Genomic DNA, 21,119 nt, shown 5'->3' on the forward strand with positions numbered 1-21,119 from the left:
GACCTGCCCCTTCTCGGGCGCAAACGCTCCGCGGATCGACTACAAGGACATCCGTCTGCTGCAGCGCTACATTTCCGAGCGCGGCAAGATCGTTCCTTCCCGCATCACGGCCGTTTCCCAGAAGAAGCAGCGCGAACTCGCTCAGGCGATCAAGCGTGCACGCTTCCTCGGCCTGCTGCCCTACGTCGTTTCCTAAGAACGGCTGACGGTCCGTCAGTCATCTGACTCCGGCGGACATCGACTCAAGGGCAAGGCGCTTTCCTTACGTAAGCGCCTTGCCCTTCCCTTCCGCGATGGGCGCGGATCGGAACCGGCGCGCAAGCGCCTAAATCCCAAGCTGGGGACAAGGCTTTCGCCATCCCCTAACTGCACGAAGCAGGACAGCGAAACGTGACGAATGTGAACAGGACATCGCTGCTGACCGGCGTTCTCGCCGGCTTTACCGCCGCCCTCTTGTCGATGGGCGCGAACACGCAGTCGTCGCTCGCGATCGTCCTTTACGCCGCTTCCGCGCTGCCGATCCTGATGGCCGGCCTTGGCTGGGGCAACGCTGCCGCGATCACCGCGATCGTCGTGGCCGGGGGCACGGCCACAGCACTCGCGTCCCCTTATTTCGCCTTGCTCATTCTCGTCGTCACGCTCATCCCGGCCGGGTGGCTGAGCCATCTTGCCAATCTCGCGCGTCCGGCCTCCGAACTCGGCGGTCCCGATGAAGCGCTTGCGTGGTATCCCCTCTCCGACATTCTGAGCCATCTCGCCGGCCTCGTGACGGTGGGTATGATCATCGTCGGCATCATCGTCGGCTACGGTTCCGACATCTCCGACCGGATGGTCGATATCGTCATTCAGGCGGTGCAGGCGCAGGATTCCGCCTACAACCCCGATGCGGCCGCAATCGCCCAGATCAAGTCACTCTTCACGCTCGCCCTGCCGCTCGTCCAGGGCGCTGTCTGGGTGCTGATGCTGTTTACCGCCTACTACCTCGCCACCCGCATCGTGCAGATGTCCGGGCGGTCGCTCAGGCCGCGCGAGGACATCCCCTCGACGCTGCGCATGCATCGCAACGCGATCTTCATCTTCCTCGGCGGCCTGGTCCTCACTTTCCTTGGCGGCGCGCCAGCCACGATCGGCGCGCTGATCTGCGGAACCTTCGGCGCGGGCTTCCTGCTTGCCGGTTTCGCATCCTTCCATTTCCGCACGCGCGGCAAGTCCTGGCGGCTTCCCGTGCTGTGGATCGCATACCTGTCGGTGCTCGTCTTCACGGTCCCGGCATTCTTCTTCCTCCTGTCCGGCCTGATCGATACGCGACGCACCATCGCGGTCACGCCGGTTGGAAAAAACTGACCAACAAATTGGATCACTGAAAGGAAACTCAACATGCAAGTCATTCTTCTCGAACGCATCGCCAAGCTCGGCCAGATGGGCGAAACCGTAAAGGTTCGCGACGGCTTCGCCCGCAACTACCTTCTGCCGCTCGGCAAGGCGCTGCGCGCCAACGCCGCCAACAAGGCCCGTTTCGAAGCTGAGCGTTCGACGCTCGAAGCCCGCAACCTCGAGCGCAAGTCGGAAGCTCAGGCTGTTGCCGAAAAGCTCGACGGCAAGTCCTTCATCATCGTCCGCTCGGCAGGCGAAACCGGCCAGCTCTACGGTTCGGTTGCTGCCCGCGACATCATCGAAGTTCTCGCTGCCGAAGGCTTCAACGTCGGCCGCAACCAGGTCGACCTCAACCAGCCGATCAAGTCGATTGGCCTGCACAAGGTCACGCTGCACCTGCACTCGGAAGTCGAGATCGCTGTCGAAGTCAACGTTGCCCGTTCGGCTGAAGAAGCCGGTCGCCAGGCCAAGGGCGAAAGCCTGACCTCGGCCGACGCCATCTACGGCGTTGACGAAGACGCTCTGAAGCCGGAAGACTTCTTCAATCCGGAAGCCGAGTTCGAAGGCGAAGAAGAATAAGCCTCAACGGCCATTCAACGAAAAAAGCCCGGATCGATGACCATCGATCCGGGCTTTTTTCTTGTCCGCCCGCAGGCACGCGGCCTTGCCTCCAAAAAATGTCAGGCGCCGGAGCCGGCAAGAGCGCTCGGGACGCCCGGGCCGGCGGCATGATCGACCACTGCCTGTGCCGGCGCATCCTTGTCGACGCGCACCACAACCGACAGGCCCGGTGACAGCATCTCGGCCAATGGCTGGCCAGGATCGACGGCGATGCGCACGCCGACGCGTTGGGCCACCTTGATGAAGTTGCCGGTCGCGTTGTCCGGCCGGATCACGCTGAACTCCGAACCGGCGGCTGGTGCAAAGCGCTCGATGTGCCCGGTCAATTCGCTCTTGTGCAGGGCGTCGACCGAAATGGTCACGGGCTGGCCGGCCCGCATGCCATCCAGTTGCGTCTCCTTGAAATTGGCGACCACCCAGACATCGTTCGGTACCAGCGCCAGAAGCTGCGATCCAGCCGTTACATATTGCCCGACCCGCGCACCGATCTCACCGAGCCTGCCGTCGCGCGGCGCGAGGATGCGCGTGTTTTCGAGGTCGATGCGCGCCAGTTCCACGGCGGCTCCCGCGCCCGTTACCGCCGCCTCCAATCCGGCGCGTGCCCCAAGCGTGGTCGCCAGCGCCTGCGTTGCGACCTGAAATCCGGCTTCCGCCTGGTTGACCGCCGCGTCCGCCTGCTCGAAACCGGCGCGCGCCTGATCGGCGTCGCTGCGCGTCGCCACACCCTTTTCCGTCAGCGGCCGGATGCGGTCCCAGGTGGAGCGGGCACGGTTGAAGGCCGCCCTGGCGCTGTCGATCTGCGCCTGGCTCGCTGCAATTCCGGCCTTGGCCGACAGTTCCTGCTGGTAGGAATTGGCAAGGGCCGCCTTCTGGGCGGCAAGCGTTGCCTGCGCCTGCGCCAGCTTCTGCGCGTAGATGCGGTCGTCGATCTTGACGAGGACTTCCCCGGCCTTGACGGTCTCGTAGTCGTGGACGGGAACGTCGGCGACATAGCCTGAAAGCTGAGGGCTCATCACCGTCACATAACCGCGCACATAGGCGTTCTCCGTCATTTCCACCGCGCTTTGGAACGGGGGCAACCGCCAAGCATAGAGGACCAGCGCGACGCCGGCGATACCCGCCATCAGGACGATCAGGGCCGTGGGGGAGCGTAAGACTTTCAACATGGTGAAACCAATCAATCAAAGGGCGGTTCGAAGCGGCGGACCAGCCAAACGCTGCGCAAACCATTTGTAGGACATGTGAACAAGCAGGCCGACGAGCGCGCCAAGGGCAATCATCGCATCGAGCAGAAAGGCGTCGTTGTAGGCCAGGATGTAAGCTTCGCGGGTGATCTGCTGCGACAGGAGGACGGCGCCTTCTCCGTTCAAAAGGGTCCTGTCGCCCACCACCCTGCCATAGGCGGCTGCGAGCTGGTTGATCCGCTGGGCGACGAGCGGATTGGAGAGCACAATCTGTTCTGCGAGGATGTTGGAATGGAACTTCTCGCGGATCGTGACAAAGGTCCCAAAGGCCGCGGATCCGATCAGGCTGCCGATGTTCTGGGTGAACAGGAAGACCACGAAGAAGCTCAGAATATAGCTCGGCCCCTTGGCAAGTGCTGCCCGAAAGCCGCTCGCCATCGCCGGCGGCAGGAAAAGCGCCGTACCGGCCGCAATCATCGCCTGGCTGACATACATCTGCTCGGGTCGGGTCAGGCTGGATGCCTGGCTGTCGAGGTAAGCGCCCGTGGCAAGCAGGCCAAGCGCCAGCATGTGCACGCGTTCGGAATGCTGCGGGCTCATCAGCACGGCGCAGAGCAGGCCACCGGCGATCGCGGCAGCCAGAATGATCCAGTAGAGTGTCGCGACCTGCTCGAACTGGAGCCCGATCTGCTGATAGAAATTCGTGGCGATCGCCGACTGCTCGGACGCGACAAGGCGAAAAATCAGGAGAACAGCGGTGAAGTGGACTACTTCCTTCGACGCGAGCCAGCGCATGTCGATCAAGGGCACTGCGCGGTTCAGCTCGATCAGAACCACGGCGGTCAGTGCGGCGATCGACACGGCCAGGAGGACGCCGAGCCAGGGCGCTTCGAACCACCAGTAAAGCCGCCCCATGGAAAGCACCACCGCGAGGCATCCGAAGCTGAAGGCGACGAGCAGGTAGCTCAGAATATCCAGGCGCTGGATGACTTTGGCATGCGGCACCGGCGTCAGTGGCAACAGGTAGATGACCGGCAACGCGATCAGCGCCAACGCCATCTCCATGAGGTAGAGCCCGTGCCACTGACCATACTCGATCAGCGCCGGAGAGATCAGTCGGGTGATCGGCGCGGAGATCGTCGTGCACGTGAGCGCCAGCGCCAACCCGGTCGTCAGCTTGCGCGCCGGCGGAAAGGCCTCGAGCATGTAGAGAAAGCCGAGCGTCGACATTGGCGCTGCGGCAATGCCGCTTATGAAGCGCACGACGATGGCCGAATGCAGATCCGACACGAAGACATTCATCAGGGAAACGATCACGAAGCCGACGATGCCGATTTCGGCAAACCGGCGCAGCCCGTACTGGGCGCGGATCTTCACGAGCGCAATCGACAGGCTGACATTCGGCGCCATGTAGGCCGCCGAAAGCCAGGCCGCTTCGACCGAGGTCGCCGAGAGCGAGCCCTGGAGCTGGTTGAGGTTGGCAAGCGCCAGGTTCATCCCCAGTCCCTGCGTCAGGAACAGGAAGGCCGAGCAAAGGACGTAGATCGCCGACTTCATCATCGGCATGGACGCCGGATCAACTGGCAAAGCGGCCTGCGGCGAAGGCACGGCCGCGAGGGCGGCTTGCGGCTCCTGTTCGGGTTCGCCATCCCCTTCCGAAAGGGCGCTCCGGTTGTCATTGGCTCCGAGGGTCGCCACGGCGCGCATGGCCGTCACTCCCGCGCCAGCGACTGAACATTGTCGGCGAGCGAACGCACGACCCTGAGCGTAACGGCAAGCTCGGCCCTATCGACGCCCTGCAACACCTCGGCCCGGATCTCGTCGGCAAGCCTCAGGATGTCGTCGGCAACCGCGCGGCCGAGGTCGGTCATGTGGATTTGCTTGGCGCGCCGGTCGGACACCTCGACACGCCGCTCGATGAAGCCCTGCTTTTCCATGCCGTCCAGCAGACGCACCAGCGTCGGCGTCTCGATGTCGAGCTCGTCTGCAAGTTCTCGCTGGTTCAAGCCATCCTTCCTGGTCAGGGCGAAGAGTGCGCGCGCCCGCGACAGCGTCAGGCCCCTCTCCTTCACCTGGGCATCAAAAACGGCCCTGAGCTTGCGATTGACCAGCGACAGGGCGTCGAACAATTCGCGGTTTACGGTGGGCTGATACATTAATATCTTTTCCATATTAGTAGCATGCTAACTATTTTCATACTATCTAATCCAAACGCGCTCGTTTTTCAAGAACGGGTTTTGAACGGACGAGCGACGGGATTAGAATTTTGCAGCTGACAGGGTGATTCGGTCCGTCAACGCCCAAGTTTGTGGCAACGGCAGAATTCGTGTTTTTGTGAACCCTGCCTGTGGATCAGTGGAACAACGGGAAAAGCGCCAGGCTCGCACGACACGCTTTGCAACTGTGTCCGCCCTGCACTTGACCCGGACGGCGGTAAGACGCAAACCGGGGCCACACCAGACAGAGGCAGAGACAGAACGACATGAACGACGCGGCGCGAAAGCTATCCCCTATCAGCAAGGATCAGGCGGACCAGCACTACCGCGAGGCGCCGAACAACCTTGAAGCCGAGCAGGCGCTCCTCGGCGCGATCCTCGTCAACAATGACGCGTACTATCGTGTATCGGACTTCCTGAAGCCGGTTCACCTGCACGAGCCGCTGCACCGCAAGATCTACGAGGTCGCCGGCGATATCATTCGCATGGGCAAGGCTGCCAACCCCGTTACCATCAAGACGTTCCTCAAGGCCGACGAGAAGGTCGGCGACATGACCGTCGCCCAGTATCTGGCACGCCTTGCCGTGGAAGCCGTATCGATCATCAATGCGGAAGACTATGGCCGGGCCATTTATGACCTGGCGTTGCGCCGCTCGCTGATCACCATCGGCGAAGACATGGTCAACATCGCCTATGATGCCCCGCTCGACATGCCGCCGCAGGGCCAGATCGAGGACGCCGAACGCCGCCTGTTCGAACTGGCGGAAACCGGCCGCTACGATGGCGGCTTCCAGTCGTTCAACGATGCCGTTGCGCTCGCAATCGACATGGCCGGCCAGGCCTTCGAGCGCGATGGCAGCCTGTCGGGCATTTCGACCGGCATCCTGTCGCTTGATGGCCGCATGGGCGGCCTGCAGCGCTCCGACTTGATCGTGCTTGCCGGACGTCCCGGCATGGGCAAGACCTCGCTTGCGACCAACATCGCCTACAACATTGCCGCGGCCTACGAGCCGGAAGTCCAGGCGGACGGCTCGTTCAAGGCGAGAAACGGCGGCGTCGTCGGCTTCTATTCGCTCGAAATGTCGTCCGAGCAGCTCGCCACCCGTATCATCTCCGAGCAGACCGAAGTCTCCTCGTCGAAGATCCGCCGCGGTGATATTTCCGAGGCCGAGTTCGAAAAGCTCGTCGCCTGCTCGCAGATGATGCAGAAGGTGCCGCTCTATATCGACCAGACGGGTGGCATCTCTATCGCCCAGCTTTCCGCCCGCGCGCGCCGCCTCAAGCGCCAGCGCGGCCTCGACTGCCTGGTGGTGGACTATATCCAGCTCATGACCGGCTCGGGCAAATCCAGCGACAACCGCGTGCAGGAAATCACCCAGATCACCACCGGCCTCAAGGCGCTCGGCAAGGAGCTGAACGTTCCGATCATCGCGCTCTCGCAGCTCTCGCGTGGCGTGGAAAGCCGCGAAGACAAGCGGCCCCAGCTCTCCGACCTTCGCGAATCGGGTTCGATCGAACAGGACGCCGACGTCGTGCTCTTCGTGTTCCGCGAGGAATACTACGTGAAGAACCTAGAGCCGCGCGACGAGTTCGATCCGAAGTACGAAGAGTGGAAGATGAAGATGGAGCAGGTGAAGGGCACGGCCGATGTGATCATCGCCAAGCAGCGTCACGGACCGACCGGTACCGTGAAGCTCGCCTTCCAGTCGGAATTCACCCGCTTCACCGACCTCGCCGATCCCTCGTTCACCCAATACGAAGAACACTAGACAGTTTCCTTGTTTCTTCGAAACAGCGAAACTGTCCATCGCTTTGAAAGACCGCAATTCCGGACGGAAAACCGTTTCACACGTTTCCTGGGATTGCTCTTCAAGTTCCGTGGGGGCGGCCGGAGCGGGCTGGGAAAAATGTTTGCGGTTTCCCAGCCCGCTCTCAATTTCTAGCGATCCGTCTGCCGCCGAGCCGACATTCGTCGCTTCAGGGCAACAACCTCAAAAGACGAGACGCAGCAGCGCCACCGAGACCACGCCGATGGCGACGGATGCGAGCAACGGCAACCGCAGGGCAGCCACAGCCGTCAAGGCCGCAGCGATCGTTTCTGCCGGCCCGGTCACGAAGGCGGTCGGCGCGATGACCGCCATCAGCACCGCCGGCGGAATGGCTTCGAGCGCCCGTTTCTGATCCTCGCCGATCGTCACGTAACGGATCAGCAGGAGGCCGCCGATACGGGTGGCAACCGTCGCCGCCGCCATGGCAAGGATCGCAAGCAGCGTGGTGAGATCGACGCTCATGCTTGCACCTCCTTGCGGCCGCCCGAAAGAACGGCGACGACGACGCCTGCGGCAGCACCGGCCGCGATATACCAGACGCCCGGCAACAACTGATGTGTGAGCACGGCGGCCGAGGCGCTGGCGGCCAACACCGCGCCGGTCCCGCGCCCTTTCCAGAACCCCATGACAAGGACGATGAAGACGGCCGGAAACGCAAAGTCGAGCCCAGTGACCTTCGGATCACCGAGGAAGGCGCCGAGCAGCGCGCCCGCGAGGCTTGTCAGCACCCAGACGCAGTAGAACGGCACCGCAAGGCCGGCAAACCAGGCGGGCGTCAGCTTCGTCGCGCTCGCGCGCATCTCCGCCATCGCCCAGATTTCGTCGGCCAAAAGCAGCATGGACAGGTAGCGGGCCGGACCCGAAAAGCGATCGAGCTTGCCGCCGATCGAGGCGCTCATCAGCACGTGACGGACATTGACGAGCAAGGCCGAAAAGCCGAGTGCTGCCCAGGAGGCAGGATGCGTCCAGATGTCCATCGCGACGAACTGCGATCCGCCGGCAAACACCAGCGCGCTCATCAGCGTCACCTCCGCCGGCGTCAGCCCCTTGCCCGCCGCCACCGCGCCGAAGACGAGGCCGATCGGCATCACCGCGACGATGAGAGGCGTCATCGCGAGCGCGGCCGACCGAAATTCCTGAAATGCACTTTTCTCCTGCAACGTCCACGTCTCCATTCGCACCATAGCGCCGCCCGTCCTTTGAAACGCACGGTCGCTCTGGCCAACGTTCTAGTCGCCGGGCTGCGGGTCGTCTTGAACGAAAGTGATCAACCGGCGCGGAATGCGCCCGGCGTAATCCCGGTGCGCGCCTTGAAGTGGCGGCTGAAATGCGCCTGGTCGGCAAAACCGCACTGGTAGGCGGCATCCACGGCCGACCATCCGTGACGCAGCAGCGTCTTGGCCGCGCGTACGCGCTTGTCGGTCAGGAACGCATGCGGGGTGATATGGAACTCCTTGCGGAAAGCGCGGATCAGGTGCGCGCGACTGAGGCCGGCGACCCTGGCCAGCTCTTCAAGCCCGACATCGTCGGCATAATGTTCCATCAGAAAGTCACGCGCGCGGTGAACGGCCGAATGTTCCCGCGTCTCGATCGGCGCAATGATCGTACTGCCGTGGCGCTCGAACATCGCTGCAAGCACGGCAAACATCTTTTCCTCGGCCTCGAGCGTGGCGCCTGCGACCTCGAGCGTTCGATGCGCCTGGTGGAAGGAAAGGGCCAGATCGGGAGCCTGGAGAACGCGCTTGGCAAAGGACGGCGTACCCTTGAAGGCGCGGCCCGTCACGTCCTCGATGATGTTCACCAGGAGCTCGGCGCTCGGGTAGACCATGCGATAGCGGTAGCCGCTGCCGCCCGGGTGGCCATCGTGGATCTCGTCGGGATTGATCAGGTAGAAGTATCCGGGACCCGCCTCCGAGCGCTCGCCCTTGATCTTGCTGATCTGGGAGCCGGCCTCGATCGCGCCGATTGAGAACGTTTCGTGCGCATGCGGCGCGAATTCATGGGTGATGAAGGTGGCGGTCAGGCATTCCATGCCCATGAAGCGCGAGTCTCGCCAAAAGCGGGTGCGCTCGGCGCCCTCGATCGGCATGACATCGATGGCCTGTTCCTGCGAAATCGTCTGCATCGGAGAACCATAGTGCCCAGGCGCGCCGGCGTCTTGCACAAAAGTGCGCGTTTGCAGGCCTGACCGCGGGCGCACCGTGATACTGCAGCATTTGCGACGCTCTTCGCTTGGCTGTATTGATCTTGGATCACCCACGCAGAGGCCCGGCATGCTTCGTCCAGACTTCCTTTCCGCTTCCAACAGGCTCACGATCGACCTTGGCGCGCTTGTCGACAACTGGCGGTCGATGAACAAGCGCTCCGGCAAGGCGCGCGCCGCAGCTGTGCTCAAAGCCAATGCCTACGGGATCGGCATCGACTGCGCCGCCCCTGCCCTTTATGCAGCCGGCGCGCGCGACTTCTTCGTTGCCAACGCCGAGGAAGGTGCTGCCCTTCGTCCGCTCGTGCCCGACGGCCGGATCTACATCCTCGCGGGCATGTGGCCGGGCAACGAAGCCCTGTTCTTCGACAACGATCTGGTACCGGTGATCAATTCGGACGAACAGCTCGCCGTGTTCATGGCAGCCCTTTCCGAGGGCGGCGATCACCCTTGCGTGCTGCACATCGATACCGGCATGAACCGGCTCGGCCTTTCGGTCGAGCATGCGGTTGCGCTGGCAAACGACCCGGCGCGGCCGGCGAGCTTCTCGCCGGTGCTCATCATGAGCCATCTGGTCAGCGCCGACGATCCCGAGCATCGGCTGAATGCGCTCCAGCTCAAGCGCTTCCACGAGGCGACCGCTGCCTATGAGGGTGTCGATGCAAGCCTTGCCAACTCCGGCGGCGTCTTTCTCGGGTCCGACTACCACTTCGACCTGACCCGTCCAGGCATTGCCGTCTATGGCGGCGAGGCGGTGGACGGGGCCGCCAACCCGATGAAGCCGGTGGTGACCGCCGAAGCGCGGATCATCCAGGTACGCGAGGTGGCCGCAGGCGGCACCGCGAGCTACGGCGCCTCCGCACGCTTTGATCGCGACAGCCGCATCGCCACGGTTGCGGTCGGCTATGCCGATGGCTACCATCGCTCCGTCTCGGGCGGCGGCGTCACCCTCAGGCGGGCAACGCCATCGGGCGCTTTCGGCTTCCTGCACGGCCGGAAAATCCCCCATGTCGGCCGCGTCACCATGGACCTCAGCCTCTTCGACGTGACCGACCTTCCCGAAACCGCCGTGCGGCCGGGCGACTATATCGAGCTTTTCGGCCGGCATATTGCGATCGACGACGTTGCGCGCGCCGGTGGGACGATCGGCTACGAGATGCTGACCAGCCTCGGCCAGCGCTATGTCAGGCACTGTATCGACCCCGTGTGACGGGTCGCCTCGGATCATTTTCCAGCCATCTCCGCTAAAATTCACCTTTTGTTCCGCTCGTCCGGGCATTATGTGACAATAGAGCTGATTCTTCGCCGCGCACGCCCATCGCGACATGCGCGGTCTCCACATGCGAAAGTCGATTTTCATGGCCAAAGCCCGCACACAATTCGTCTGCCAGAACTGCGGCACGATCCACACCCGTTGGGCCGGCAAGTGCGAGGGGTGCGGCGAGTGGAACACGATCATCGAAGACGATCCGACGGCCGGCATCGGCGGCGGTCCGTCGCGCGCGCCGAAGAAGGGCCGTCCGGTGGCGCTCACCACCCTTTCCGGCGACATCGAGGATGCGCCCCGCATCCAGACCGGCATTTCGGAATTGGACCGGGTGACCGGCGGCGGCTTCGTGCGCGGCTCGGCGCTGCTTGTCGGCGGCGATCCCGGGATCGGCAAGTCGACCGTGCTGATGCAGGCGGCCGCAGCCCTTTCGCGCCGCAACCACCGGGTCATCTATGTCTCCGGTGAAGAGGCAGTGGCGCAGGTGCGGCTTCGCGCCCAGCGGCTGGGCGCTGCCGACAGCGACGTGTTGCTCGCCGCCGAAACCAATGTCGAGGACATCCTGGCGACGCTTTCGGAAGGCAAGCGCCCGGATCTGGTGATCATCGATTCCATCCAGACGCTCTGGAGCGACATCGTCGATTCGGCGCCGGGCACCGTCACCCAGGTTCGCACCGGCGTTCAGGCGATGATCCGCTTTGCCAAGCAAACCGGGACGGCCGTCGTACTTGTCGGCCACGTCACCAAGGAAGGACAGATCGCCGGCCCCCGCGTCGTTGAGCACATGGTCGACGCCGTGCTCTATTTCGAAGGCGACCGCGGCCATCACTACCGCATCCTGCGCACCGTCAAGAACCGTTTTGGCCCGACCGACGAGATCGGCGTTTTCGAAATGTCGGACAAGGGCCTGCGTGAAGTCGCCAACCCGTCGGAACTGTTTCTGGGCGAACGCAACGAGAAATCGCCGGGTGCGGCCGTCTTTGCCGGCATGGAAGGCACGCGGCCCGTGCTTGTCGAAGTGCAGGCGCTCGTCGCCCCGACGTCGCTCGGCACGCCGCGCCGCGCCATCGTCGGCTGGGACTCCGCCCGACTGTCGATGATCCTTGCGGTGCTCGAGGCCCATTGCGGGGTAAAGCTCGGGCAGCACGACGTCTATCTCAACATTGCCGGCGGCTACCGCATTTCGGAGCCTGCCGCCGATCTTGCTGTGGCTTCCGCACTGGTTTCATCGCTTGCCGGGCTTGCCCTTCCGGCCGATTGCGTCTATTTCGGCGAAGTCAGCTTGTCGGGCGCCATCCGGCCGGTTGCGCATACCGCACAACGCCTTAAGGAAGCCGAGAAGCTCGGGTTCTCGCAGGCGGTCCTGCCATCCGCTTCGATGGAGCTGCCGAAAAACGGCGGTGGCCGATGGAGCGAGATGGAAAGCCTGCCGGATCTGGTGGCGCGCATCGCGGGATCGCGACATGCGCTCAAGGCGGCACAGGACGACGACTGAATGCGGATGCCGCAGGCGGACCTCTAAAGGCTGCAAGCAGGCTGCAAACGCCCTGAACAGGGCCGATGGCGGATAGGCTTGAGGAGACCCGGACGAACCGGGTCCGGAGTAAGGACAAAATGCCCATTACAATTCTCGACGGTATCGTTCTCGGCGTCGCCCTGTTTTCCGCAATTCTGGCCATGGTCCGCGGCTTTTCGCGCGAAGTGCTTTCGGTCGCGAGCTGGGTGGGCGCAGCAGCTGCCGCCTACTTCCTCTACCCGCACCTCCTGCCCTATGCCAAGCAGTACACCAACAGCGACACCGTCGCGCTGATCGGATCGGCGGCGGTGATCTTCCTGGTGGCGCTGATCATCATTTCCTTCATCACCATGCGGATCGCCGACTTCATCATCGACAGCCGCATCGGCGCTCTCGACCGCACGCTCGGCTTCCTGTTCGGCGCCGCCCGCGGCATCCTGCTCGTTGTCGTCGCCATGCTGTTCTTCAACTGGCTGGTCGCACCGGCGCAGCAGCCGGTCTGGGTGACCCAGGCCAAGTCGAAGCCGCTGCTCGACAATCTCGGCAACAAGCTGATCGCGCTGCTGCCCGAAGAGGCCGACGCCACCATTCTCGACCGTCTGCGCGGCAAGGACACGACCGGCGAAGGCGAAGGCGAAGCGCCGGCTGCAGCACCGGGCCAGGCGCCGACGACGACGCCAGAGCAGGCGCCCGCAGACGACGCACCGGCCACCAACGGCTGAGACAGGAACGACATGCCGACAAAGCCCGCCCCGCGGGCTTTGTCCTTTTGGGGAATAACGCTCGCAGCCGTTTTCAGCTAAGATCGCTTGAAGACTGCGGGCCCGATCACGATATGCGCACCGGTACGGAACAAAGGCGACTGTGATGACCGATCTCAGATCCATGGAAATCCACGATGAACTCGAAGGCGACGAACTGCACGAAGAGTGCGGCGTCTTCGGTATTTTGGGGCACTCGGACGCGGCGGCGCTGACAGCGCTTGGCCTGCACGCGCTCCAGCATCGCGGCCAGGAAGCAGCCGGCATCGTCACCTTCGACGGCAAGCAGTTCTGCACCGAAAAGCGCATGGGCCTCGTCGGCGACCACTACACCGACCCGGCGACGCTGGCAAAGCTCCCCGGCTTCATGTCGATCGGCCACACCCGCTACTCGACGACGGGTGAAGTGGCGCTACGCAACGTCCAGCCGCTGTTTGCCGAGCTCGAAGTCGGCGGCATCGCAGTCGCCCACAACGGCAACTTCACCAACGGCCTCACCCTTCGTCGGCAACTGATCGCCGACGGCGCCATCTGTCAGTCGACCTCGGACACTGAAGTCGTTCTGCACCTGATCGCCCGCTCCAAGCAGGCCTCGTCTTCCGACCGTTTCATCGACGCCATCCGTCAGATGGAAGGCGGCTATTCGATGCTGGCGATGACCCGCACCAAGCTGATCGCCGCCCGTGACCCGATCGGCATCCGTCCGCTCGTGATGGGCGAGCTCGACGGCAAGCCGATCTTCTGCTCGGAAACCTGCGCGCTCGACATCATCGGCGCCACCTACGTGCGCGACGTCGAGAACGGCGAAGTGATCATCTGCGAAATCCAGCCCGACGGTTCGATCTCGATCGATGCGCGCAAGCCCGAGGTCACGCAGCCGGAGCGTCTCTGCCTGTTCGAATATGTCTATTTCGCCCGGCCGGATTCGGTCGTCGGTGGCCGCAGCATCTACGTCTCGCGCAAGAACATGGGCATCAACCTCGCCAAGGAAGCCCCTGTTGAGGCCGACGTGGTGGTGCCCGTGCCGGACGGTGGCACGCCGGCAGCGCTCGGCTATGCCCAAGAGAGCGGCATTCCCTTCGAATACGGCATCATCCGCAATCACTATGTCGGCCGCACCTTCATCGAGCCGACGCAGCAGATCCGCGCCTTCGGCGTCAAGCTCAAGCATTCGGCCAACCGCGCGATGATCGAGGGCAAGCGCATCATCCTGGTCGACGATTCGATCGTGCGCGGCACCACTTCGGTCAAGATCGTGCAGATGATGCGGGACGCAGGCGCACGTGAAGTGCATGTGCGCGTCGCAAGCCCGATGATCTTCCATCCGGATTTCTACGGCATCGACACGCCGGATCGCGATAAGCTTTTGGCCAACCAGCATGCGGACCTCGCCTCCATGTGCCGCTACATCGGTGCGGATTCGCTGGAATTCCTGTCGATCGACGGCCTCTACGAGGCGGTCGGCGGTGAAAAGCGCGACCCGAAGTCGCCGCAGTTCACCGACCACTATTTCACCGGGGACTATCCGACCCGCCTCCTCGACCAGGAAGGCGCAAGCAACGTCCGCAAACTCTCGGTTCTCGCCAGCAACGGATAACCAGACAACAAAATGACGATCGATCTTAAAGGCCGGGTGGCCGTGGTCACCGGCGCTTCGCGCGGTATCGGCTATTTCACCGCTCTCGAACTGGCCAAGGCCGGCGCACATGTCGTCGCCTGCGCACGCACTGTCGGTGGGCTCGAAGAGCTCGACGACGCGATCAAGGCGGCCGGCGGCTCGGCAACGCTCGTTCCTTTCGACCTCGCCGACATGCCGGCGATCGACAAGCTCGGCGGCGCCATCAACGAGCGCTGGGGCAAGCTCGACATCCTGGTCGCCAATGCCGGCGTGCTCGGCACGATCTCGCCGATCGGCCATGTCGAGGCGAAGGTGTTCGACAAGGTGATGATGATCAACGTCAACGCCACCTGGCGGCTGATCCGGTCGCTGGAGCCTCTGCTGATCAAGTCGGATGCCGGCCGCGCGCTGATCCTGTCGTCAAGTGCCGCACACAAGTGCAAGCCGTTCTGGGGCCCCTACTCCGCCTCCAAGGCTGCCGTCGAGGCTCTGGCCCGCACCTGGGCCGGAGAAACGCAGCGCCTGCCGCTGCGCATCCTCTCCGTGGATCCCGGCGCCACCCGCACCGCGATGCGCGCCCAGGCGATGCCCGGCGAGGATCCGGAGACCGTCCCGCATCCGTCCGAAGTGGCTGCCAAGCTGCTGCCGCTGGTCGGCCCGGATCAGACCGAGACCGGCAAGCTCTATATCGTTCGCGAAGACAGGATCGTCGATTACCGGATGCCGGAATAAGCTTCGACGTAAGCCCAAACAGAAAGGCCACCGTGTCACCACGGTGGCCTTTTCTTTTGTGCAATCTGTCGACCCGGTCAATCCTTGTCGCCCGGCAGGCCATCGCCGCCGGTCGAAGGATGGACGGGCCAGTCGCCGCCATACTTGCGCTGCCAGGAGCGAGCGCCGAAGGGCAGCGTGATCAGGTAGCCGAGCGCCGTTACCGCCATCGTTTCCCAGGTGTAGGTCATCAGCGTCGCCACGTAGAAGACGACGCCCAGGATCGCCGGCAGGACGAGATCGCGGCGCACACGGCTGTTTTCCGACTTGCCCGACCACACCGGCAAGCGGCTGACGAGCAGGAAGGCGATCAGCACGGTGTAGGCGGACGCGATGAGCGCAAAGGTGCGCTCGGGCGCAAGGCCGAGAAGCCCCAGGTAAACCGGCAAAAGCACCAGCATGGCGCCCGCCGGTGCGGGCACCCCGACGAAATATTCCGACTGCCAGGATGCCTTGACCTGGCGTTCCGCCATGACGTTGAAGCGCGCGAGCCTCAGGCCCATGGCGATCGCGTAGATCAGCGCCGCGATCCAGCCGATCGAGCGCGCCTGGTCGAGAATGAAGACGTAGAGCACAAGCGCCGGCGCGACGCCGAAATTGATGATGTCGGCGAGCGAATCCATCTGCCCGCCGAAGTTCGAGGTCGCCTTCAGGGCGCGCGCGACGCGACCGTCGATGCCATCGAGAAAGGCGGCGAGCAACACCATGGCAACCGCAAGTTCGATGCGGTTTTCGAAGGCAAGCCTTATGCCGGAAAGACCAGCACAGATCGCGAGCACCGTGATCAGGTTCGGGATCATGAGCCGCAGCGGGATCTCGCGCAGCCGCGGGCCGCGCGCGGTATCGCTCGAGCCGTTGGCTTCCTCGGCCGTCTGCAGCGTTTCGGGCGGTTTTTCCTGTTCAGAGCCTTCCATGGATACTCCTTATGCGCGCCGGCTGATAACCGGGCCCTTTGCCGAACCGAACTCGGCAAGCACCGTTTCGCCGGCAACTGCGGTCTGCCCGACACTGACGCGCGGCTCGGTGCCTGCGGGCAGGAAGACGTCGAGTCGCGAGCCGAAGCGGATCAGGCCGAAGCGTTCACCGGCTTCGAGCGACCCGTTCTCATACTTCCAGCACAGGATGCGGCGGGCAACCAGGCCGGCGATCTGGACGACCCCGATCGGACCGTGTTTCGTTTCGATCACGAGGCCGTTGCGCTCGTTCTCATGGCTCGCCTTGTCGAGTTCGGCATTGACGAACTGACCGGCGCGGTAGGCGACGCGGGTGATGGTGCCGGCCATCGGCGCCCGGTTCACGTGGCAGTTGAAAACGTTCATGAACACCGAGATGCGCAGCATCGGCTCGGAGCCGAGGTTCAGTTCCTCCGGCGGCGTCACGGTTGCGATCGACGAAACGCGACCATCTGCCGGGCTGATCACCAGATCGTCGTCGAGCGGCGTCATGCGTTCGGGATCGCGGAAGAAGTAGGCGCACCACGCCGTCAGCACGAAGCCGATCCACATCAACGGCTCCCACAGGAAGCCAAGCACCAGCGACACGACGAAGAAGATCGCGACGAAGCGATAGCCTTCCTTGTGCACCGGGACGAGTGTGTTGCGGATCGTGTTGACCAGGCTCATAAACTCTACTCCAGATTATCCGTGGAACGTGAACTAGCGCGAATTGCCCCGGCGGGCAACGTCGCCCGCCCAACAGCGACAAAACGCGTCGCGCCCAGCAAAGAAAGAAACACCATCAGACGGCCGGCTCGCCGCGCGTGACGATGCCGAGATCGTCGCTCTCGCGCACGCGCTTCAACTGTTCTTCGGCCTGGGTCGCCTCGCGCTGACGGCTCCACATCGAGGCATAGAGACCGTCACGGTCGATCAGCTCGCCATGGGTGCCACGCTCGGCGATCACGCCGTCCTTGAGCACGATGATCTCATCGGCGTTGATCACGGTCGAGAGACGATGGGCGATGACAAGCGTCGTGCGGTTGCGTGAGACGACATCGAGGGCCGACTGGATTTCCTGCTCTGTGCGGGTATCGAGCGCCGACGTCGCCTCATCGAGAATGAGGATCGGCGGGGCTTTCAGGATCGTGCGGGCGATCGCGACGCGTTGCTTCTCGCCACCCGACAGTTTCAGGCCGCGCTCACCGACCATGGCCTGGAAGCCTTCGGGCAGCGTGCGGATGAAACCGGCGATCTGCGCGGCTTCAGCCGCAGCCTCGACCTCGGCCTCAGAAGCCGACGTGCGGCCATAGCGGATGTTGTAGGCAATGGTGTCGTTAAACAGCACCGTGTCCTGCGGCACCATGCCGATCACCGAATGCAGGCTCTCTTGCGTGACGCTGCGGACATCCTGGCCGTCGACGGTGATCGTACCCTGCTGCACGTCGTAGAAGCGGTACAACAGGCGCGACAGCGTCGACTTGCCGGCGCCCGAGGGGCCGACGACGGCGACGGTCTTGCCGGCAGGCACCTCGAACGTGATGCCCTTGAGGATCGGCCGCGCAGGATCATAGGCGAAGTGCACGTCCTTGAAAGCGATCGCCCCCTTGTCGATGGCGAGCTCGACCGCATTCGGGCGGTCGACCACCTCGGCCTGCACATCGAGCAGGTCGAACATGTGTTCGATGTCGGTTAGCCCCTGCCGGATTTCGCGGTAGACGAAGCCGATGAAGTTGAGCGGGATGGCGAGCTGGATCAGCATGGCGTTGACGAAGACGAAATCGCCGAGCGTCTGCTCGCCGCGCTGAACGGCAAGCGCAGACATGATCATCATCACCGCCGTGCCGGCGCCGAAGATCACGGCCTGGCCGAAGTTGAGCCAGCCGAGCGAGGTCCAGACCTGGGTCGCCGCCTTCTCGTAGCGCTCCATCGACTTGTCGAAGCGCCGGGCCTCCATCTCCTCGTTGCCGAAATACTTGACCGTCTCGAAGTTCAGGAGCGAGTCGATCGCCTTGGTGTTGGCATCGGTGTCGCTGTCGTTCATCGAGCGGCGGATGGCGATGCGCCAGTCGCTCGCCTTGACCGTGAACCAGATGTAGACCGTGACGGTGATGGCGGTAACCAAGAGATAGCTGAAGCCGTAGCCCCACCAGAAGATCACTGCCGTCAGCAGAAACTCGATCAGCGTCGGCACGCTGTTGAGGATGGTGAAGCGGACGATCGTCTCGATGCCCTTGGTGCCGCGCTCGATGACGCGAGAAAGCCCGCCCGTGCGTCGCTCCAGATGAAAGCGCAGGGACAGCTGATGCATGTGGACGAAGGTCTTGTAGGCGAGCTGGCGCACCGCGTGCTGGCCGACACTGGCAAACAGGGCGTCGCGAAGCTGGTTCAATCCGGCCTGCAGCAGTCGCGCGAGATTGTAGGCAAGCACCAGCATCACGGCGCCGGTCAGGAACTGCGGCAGGAACCCGAGCGCATCCGGCTTGCCGTTCAGGGCATCGGTGGCCCACTTGAAGGAATAGGGAACAAGGATCAGGACCACCTTGGCAATGATCAGGATGACGGTCGCCCAGATAACCCGGAGCTTGAGATCCGCCCTGTCTGTCGGCCACATATAGGGCCACAGGTTGGCGATCGTCTGCATCGGGTTGCTGGTATCGGCCGAAACGGTTTTCTTCTGGGGTGCCACGTTCTGATCCGCTCTTCCATTTGCGCGCCGCCTGGGACGCGCGTATCGCCCGCCCAAGCCGAGCCTTTGCTCTAGAGCATCCTGCCTTCAAGTGGAATCGCCTGGGCGGAAGATGCTCGAGAAATAAAGGGCCGGAGCGTCCGTTTTGCGTTCATGTGAACGCACGGCGCTCCAGACGAAGACCTGCGGCGGCGTCATCACCATTCAATGAAAAGCGGCGCCTTTCGAAGGCGCCGCCCTTTGTCGAGAGATAGGCATCCCCTGCCGCCACCGCAACGGCGGCAGCCGGTCATAGACGGCCTATTGCTCGTGTTTCATGTGCTTCTTGTGAATTTCCCGCGATTCTTCGTCCGGCAGCGCAGTGTCCGGAACGCCGAAAACCTGTCCCGGGCGAATGCGATCCGGATCTTCGATCTGGTCCGCGTTGGCAAGATAGATCGTGGTGTAGCGCAGACCAGCGCCATAGACGCGGCGCGAGATCTGCCACAGCGTGTCGCCGCGACGAATGATCACCGAGGTCTTGCTTTCCTTCAGCGGCGCCTGTTCGACGGTCTGTGGCTGGTCGGACGACGGCGCGGCCGAGGCCATCTCGGTCGCAGGCTGGGTCGCTTTGGCCTCGCCGACGACGGCGCTGCCGGCTCCAAGCGCCTTTGCCAATTCGCCCGGCGCCGGAGCGTTGCCTTCAGGAGCAGCCTTTTCGGCCGAGGCCGGCGTCGCGCTGCCACGCTCGGCGAGGACCGAGCCGACGGTCGCATCGACCTTGGCAAGCGCCGAAGCGACACTCGCTGCATCCTGCGGCGCTGCCTTCAGCGCGGCCAGCGCCCCTGCGGCAGCCTTCGACGTGCGGGCGGCAGCGGCCGCCAAGGTTTCGTCGGAGACGTCCGGCAGGCGGAAGTCCGCCAGCGACTTCAGGGCGATTTCCGTTGCCGAACGTGCAGCGGCCAGCTGCTCGCCGCTCGGCAGCTTGCCGTCGGCATAGAGCCCCTTCAAGAGCGCGAGCGCCTTGCCGGCCTCGGCGCGCAATCCGTCGAGACCTGCCGTTGCCGATGGCGTACCGGCAGAGGCGACGGCTGCGACCTGCGACCCTTCCGGGCGGTCGAAGGGGACCGAGGCGCGCATCGCAACCTTGGTGCCGTCCTCGTTCAGCATGTCGGCGCGAATGATGTGGCTGCCCACGGTCAACTCGATCCGGCCGTCGACGACGAACCGGCCTTTGTCGTCAGCCTTCATTTCACCGAGCAGTTTGTCGTCGGCATAGACCCGCACAAGGGCGCCCGGCCTGGCGCTGCCGGCGACGAACATCTTTGCACCCTCGATTTCGACAGCGCTCACCTGCAGCCCGGGCACGCCGGTGGGCGTTGCGGTTGCCACACCTGTCGTCGCAGGGGTCTCGATCGTCGTCGAGGCGACCTCCGCCGGCTTTGCTTCGCTCGTCGGCTTTGCCGTCTTTGCGGCCTCCGGCGTCGTGATCAGCCGGCTTGCTTCGCCCGGCTTGGAAACCATGGCCAGCAGCTGACCGGACGGATCCTTCGGAACAGATACGGTCGCCACTTCCTGCGAACTCTTCACCGCGCCGTCTTCGCCGGTGCTGCGCAGGGTCAGCTGATAGTCGCCGGCCGGCAGCGGATTGTCGAACACCGCAGCGAAATCGCCGGTGGCGCCAACATCGGCCGTTCCGACCACCTTGTCGCCGCTCAAGATTTCAAGCTTGGAACCGGGCTCGGCGTGTCCGGCGATCACCGTGGAGCCGTCGGGCTCGACCCGCAGCAGATCAAAGCCCGGAATGGCCGGGTCGGCGGCGGGCGCATTCGTCACCGCCGCAGCCGTCGAGCCTTGCTGGACCTCAGGCGTCGCCTCGGTCTTTGCAGCCTCCGTCGCCTTGGTCGCGTCTGCGTCGCCCTGCGTCGCCTGCGGTCCGCCGGCTGCCGGCGCCGCCTCGGTTGACGGCTTGGCGCTGCCTGCGGCCTTGTCATCGGCCGGCGTCTTGCTGTCACCGCGCAAGTTCGGTTGAACCACGAAAACCATCAACGCTGTTGCTGCCGCAAGGACAGTAAGGGCCACCCAGCCGGCCTTATTCTTGATCATGCCACTCTCCACACGGAGCGGAGCAACGCTCCGCGCATGCCCTCTCATCG

The 21,119-nt window shown here is 63.7% G+C and carries 19 protein-coding genes; 9 read left to right on the forward strand and 10 right to left on the reverse strand.

Annotation, left to right across the window (positions count from 1 at the left end):
- From rpsR to rplI, 3 genes are all read left to right on the forward strand, one after another.
- On the forward strand, nt 1–196 hold a 196-nt coding region (rpsR, locus tag VGO12_RS16235; protein WP_327499918.1), incomplete at its 5' end, for a 30S ribosomal protein S18.
- Nucleotides 197–390: 194 nt separating this feature from the next.
- Nucleotides 391–1,344, forward strand: coding sequence for a DUF2232 domain-containing protein (locus VGO12_RS16240; protein ID WP_327513774.1), 954 nt, complete (start codon nt 391–393; stop codon nt 1,342–1,344).
- Nucleotides 1,345–1,377: 33 nt separating this feature from the next.
- Nucleotides 1,378–1,953, forward strand: a complete 576-nt coding sequence (rplI, locus tag VGO12_RS16245; protein WP_327513775.1) for a 50S ribosomal protein L9 — start codon at nt 1,378–1,380, stop codon at nt 1,951–1,953.
- 101 nt (nt 1,954–2,054) lie between these two features.
- Here rplI and VGO12_RS16250 read toward each other — a convergent pair whose 3' ends face one another.
- The 3 genes from VGO12_RS16250 to VGO12_RS16260 form a co-directional block, all read right to left on the reverse strand.
- Nucleotides 2,055–3,161, reverse strand: coding sequence for an HlyD family secretion protein (locus VGO12_RS16250; protein WP_327513776.1), 1,107 nt, complete (start codon nt 3,159–3,161; stop codon nt 2,055–2,057).
- Between the two features lie 15 nt (nt 3,162–3,176).
- Complete coding sequence (locus tag VGO12_RS16255) at nt 3,177–4,745, reverse strand: MFS transporter (RefSeq protein WP_327513797.1); 1,569 nt, start codon at nt 4,743–4,745, stop codon at nt 3,177–3,179.
- A gap of 146 nt (nt 4,746–4,891) precedes the next feature.
- A complete protein-coding gene (locus VGO12_RS16260; protein WP_327513777.1) occupies nt 4,892–5,335 on the reverse strand; it encodes a MarR family transcriptional regulator in 444 nt (147 codons plus the stop codon).
- Between the two features lie 326 nt (nt 5,336–5,661).
- Here VGO12_RS16260 and VGO12_RS16265 point away from each other — a divergent pair, with 326 nt between their 5' ends.
- Nucleotides 5,662–7,164 (forward strand): replicative DNA helicase, encoded by a 1,503-nt coding sequence (locus tag VGO12_RS16265; RefSeq protein WP_327513778.1) that lies wholly within the window; start codon nt 5,662–5,664, stop codon nt 7,162–7,164.
- A gap of 222 nt (nt 7,165–7,386) precedes the next feature.
- Here the strand turns inward: VGO12_RS16265 and VGO12_RS16270 are convergent, their stop codons facing one another.
- The 3 genes from VGO12_RS16270 to VGO12_RS16280 form a co-directional block, all read right to left on the reverse strand.
- Nucleotides 7,387–7,686 carry an AzlD family protein gene (locus VGO12_RS16270; protein WP_327513779.1) on the reverse strand — a complete coding sequence of 100 codons (300 nt, stop codon included), beginning with the start codon at nt 7,684–7,686 and terminating at the stop codon, nt 7,387–7,389.
- A complete protein-coding gene (locus VGO12_RS16275; RefSeq protein WP_327513780.1) occupies nt 7,683–8,336 on the reverse strand; it encodes an AzlC family ABC transporter permease in 654 nt (217 codons plus the stop codon). The genes VGO12_RS16270 and VGO12_RS16275 overlap by 4 nt, the downstream gene beginning before the upstream one ends.
- Before the next feature lie 155 nt (nt 8,337–8,491).
- Nucleotides 8,492–9,349, reverse strand: a complete 858-nt coding sequence (locus tag VGO12_RS16280; RefSeq protein ID WP_327513781.1) for an AraC family transcriptional regulator — start codon at nt 9,347–9,349, stop codon at nt 8,492–8,494.
- 148 nt (nt 9,350–9,497) lie between these two features.
- Between VGO12_RS16280 and alr the strand changes: the two genes are divergently transcribed.
- The 5 genes from alr (at nt 9,498) to VGO12_RS16305 (ending at nt 15,321) form a co-directional block, all read left to right on the forward strand.
- A complete protein-coding gene (gene alr / locus VGO12_RS16285; RefSeq protein ID WP_327513782.1) occupies nt 9,498–10,637 on the forward strand; it encodes an alanine racemase in 1,140 nt (379 codons plus the stop codon).
- A 148-nt stretch (nt 10,638–10,785) separates the two neighbouring features.
- The gene (gene radA / locus VGO12_RS16290) at nt 10,786–12,189 is read left to right on the forward strand and encodes a DNA repair protein RadA (RefSeq protein WP_327513783.1); all 1,404 of its coding nucleotides are present in this window, start codon (nt 10,786–10,788) and stop codon (nt 12,187–12,189) included.
- A 119-nt stretch (nt 12,190–12,308) separates the two neighbouring features.
- Nucleotides 12,309–12,932 (forward strand): CvpA family protein, encoded by a 624-nt coding sequence (locus tag VGO12_RS16295; protein ID WP_327513784.1) that lies wholly within the window; start codon nt 12,309–12,311, stop codon nt 12,930–12,932.
- Between the two features lie 145 nt (nt 12,933–13,077).
- Nucleotides 13,078–14,568 carry an amidophosphoribosyltransferase gene (gene purF, locus VGO12_RS16300; protein WP_327513785.1) on the forward strand — a complete coding sequence of 497 codons (1,491 nt, stop codon included), beginning with the start codon at nt 13,078–13,080 and terminating at the stop codon, nt 14,566–14,568.
- Between the two features lie 12 nt (nt 14,569–14,580).
- Nucleotides 14,581–15,321 (forward strand): SDR family NAD(P)-dependent oxidoreductase, encoded by a 741-nt coding sequence (locus tag VGO12_RS16305; protein WP_327513786.1) that lies wholly within the window; start codon nt 14,581–14,583, stop codon nt 15,319–15,321.
- 77 nt (nt 15,322–15,398) lie between these two features.
- On the opposite strand, the gene pssA is transcribed toward VGO12_RS16305, so the two are convergent.
- From pssA to VGO12_RS16325, 4 genes are all read right to left on the reverse strand, one after another.
- Nucleotides 15,399–16,274 (reverse strand): CDP-diacylglycerol--serine O-phosphatidyltransferase, encoded by an 876-nt coding sequence (gene pssA, locus VGO12_RS16310; protein WP_327513787.1) that lies wholly within the window; start codon nt 16,272–16,274, stop codon nt 15,399–15,401.
- Between the two features lie 9 nt (nt 16,275–16,283).
- Nucleotides 16,284–16,982 (reverse strand): phosphatidylserine decarboxylase, encoded by a 699-nt coding sequence (locus tag VGO12_RS16315; RefSeq protein WP_327513788.1) that lies wholly within the window; start codon nt 16,980–16,982, stop codon nt 16,284–16,286.
- A 115-nt stretch (nt 16,983–17,097) separates the two neighbouring features.
- On the reverse strand, nt 17,098–18,939 hold the full coding sequence (locus VGO12_RS16320; RefSeq protein WP_327513798.1) for an ABC transporter ATP-binding protein/permease: 1,842 nt from the start codon (nt 18,937–18,939) through the stop codon (nt 17,098–17,100).
- 345 nt (nt 18,940–19,284) lie between these two features.
- Entirely contained in the window at nt 19,285–21,069 is a 1,785-nt protein-coding gene (locus VGO12_RS16325) for a LysM peptidoglycan-binding domain-containing protein (RefSeq protein ID WP_327513789.1), read from the reverse strand.
- Nucleotides 21,070–21,119: the final 50 nt, after the last annotated feature.

This window comes from Ensifer sp. (assembly GCF_035999135.1).
Taxonomy (GTDB): domain Bacteria; phylum Pseudomonadota; class Alphaproteobacteria; order Rhizobiales; family Rhizobiaceae; genus Ensifer.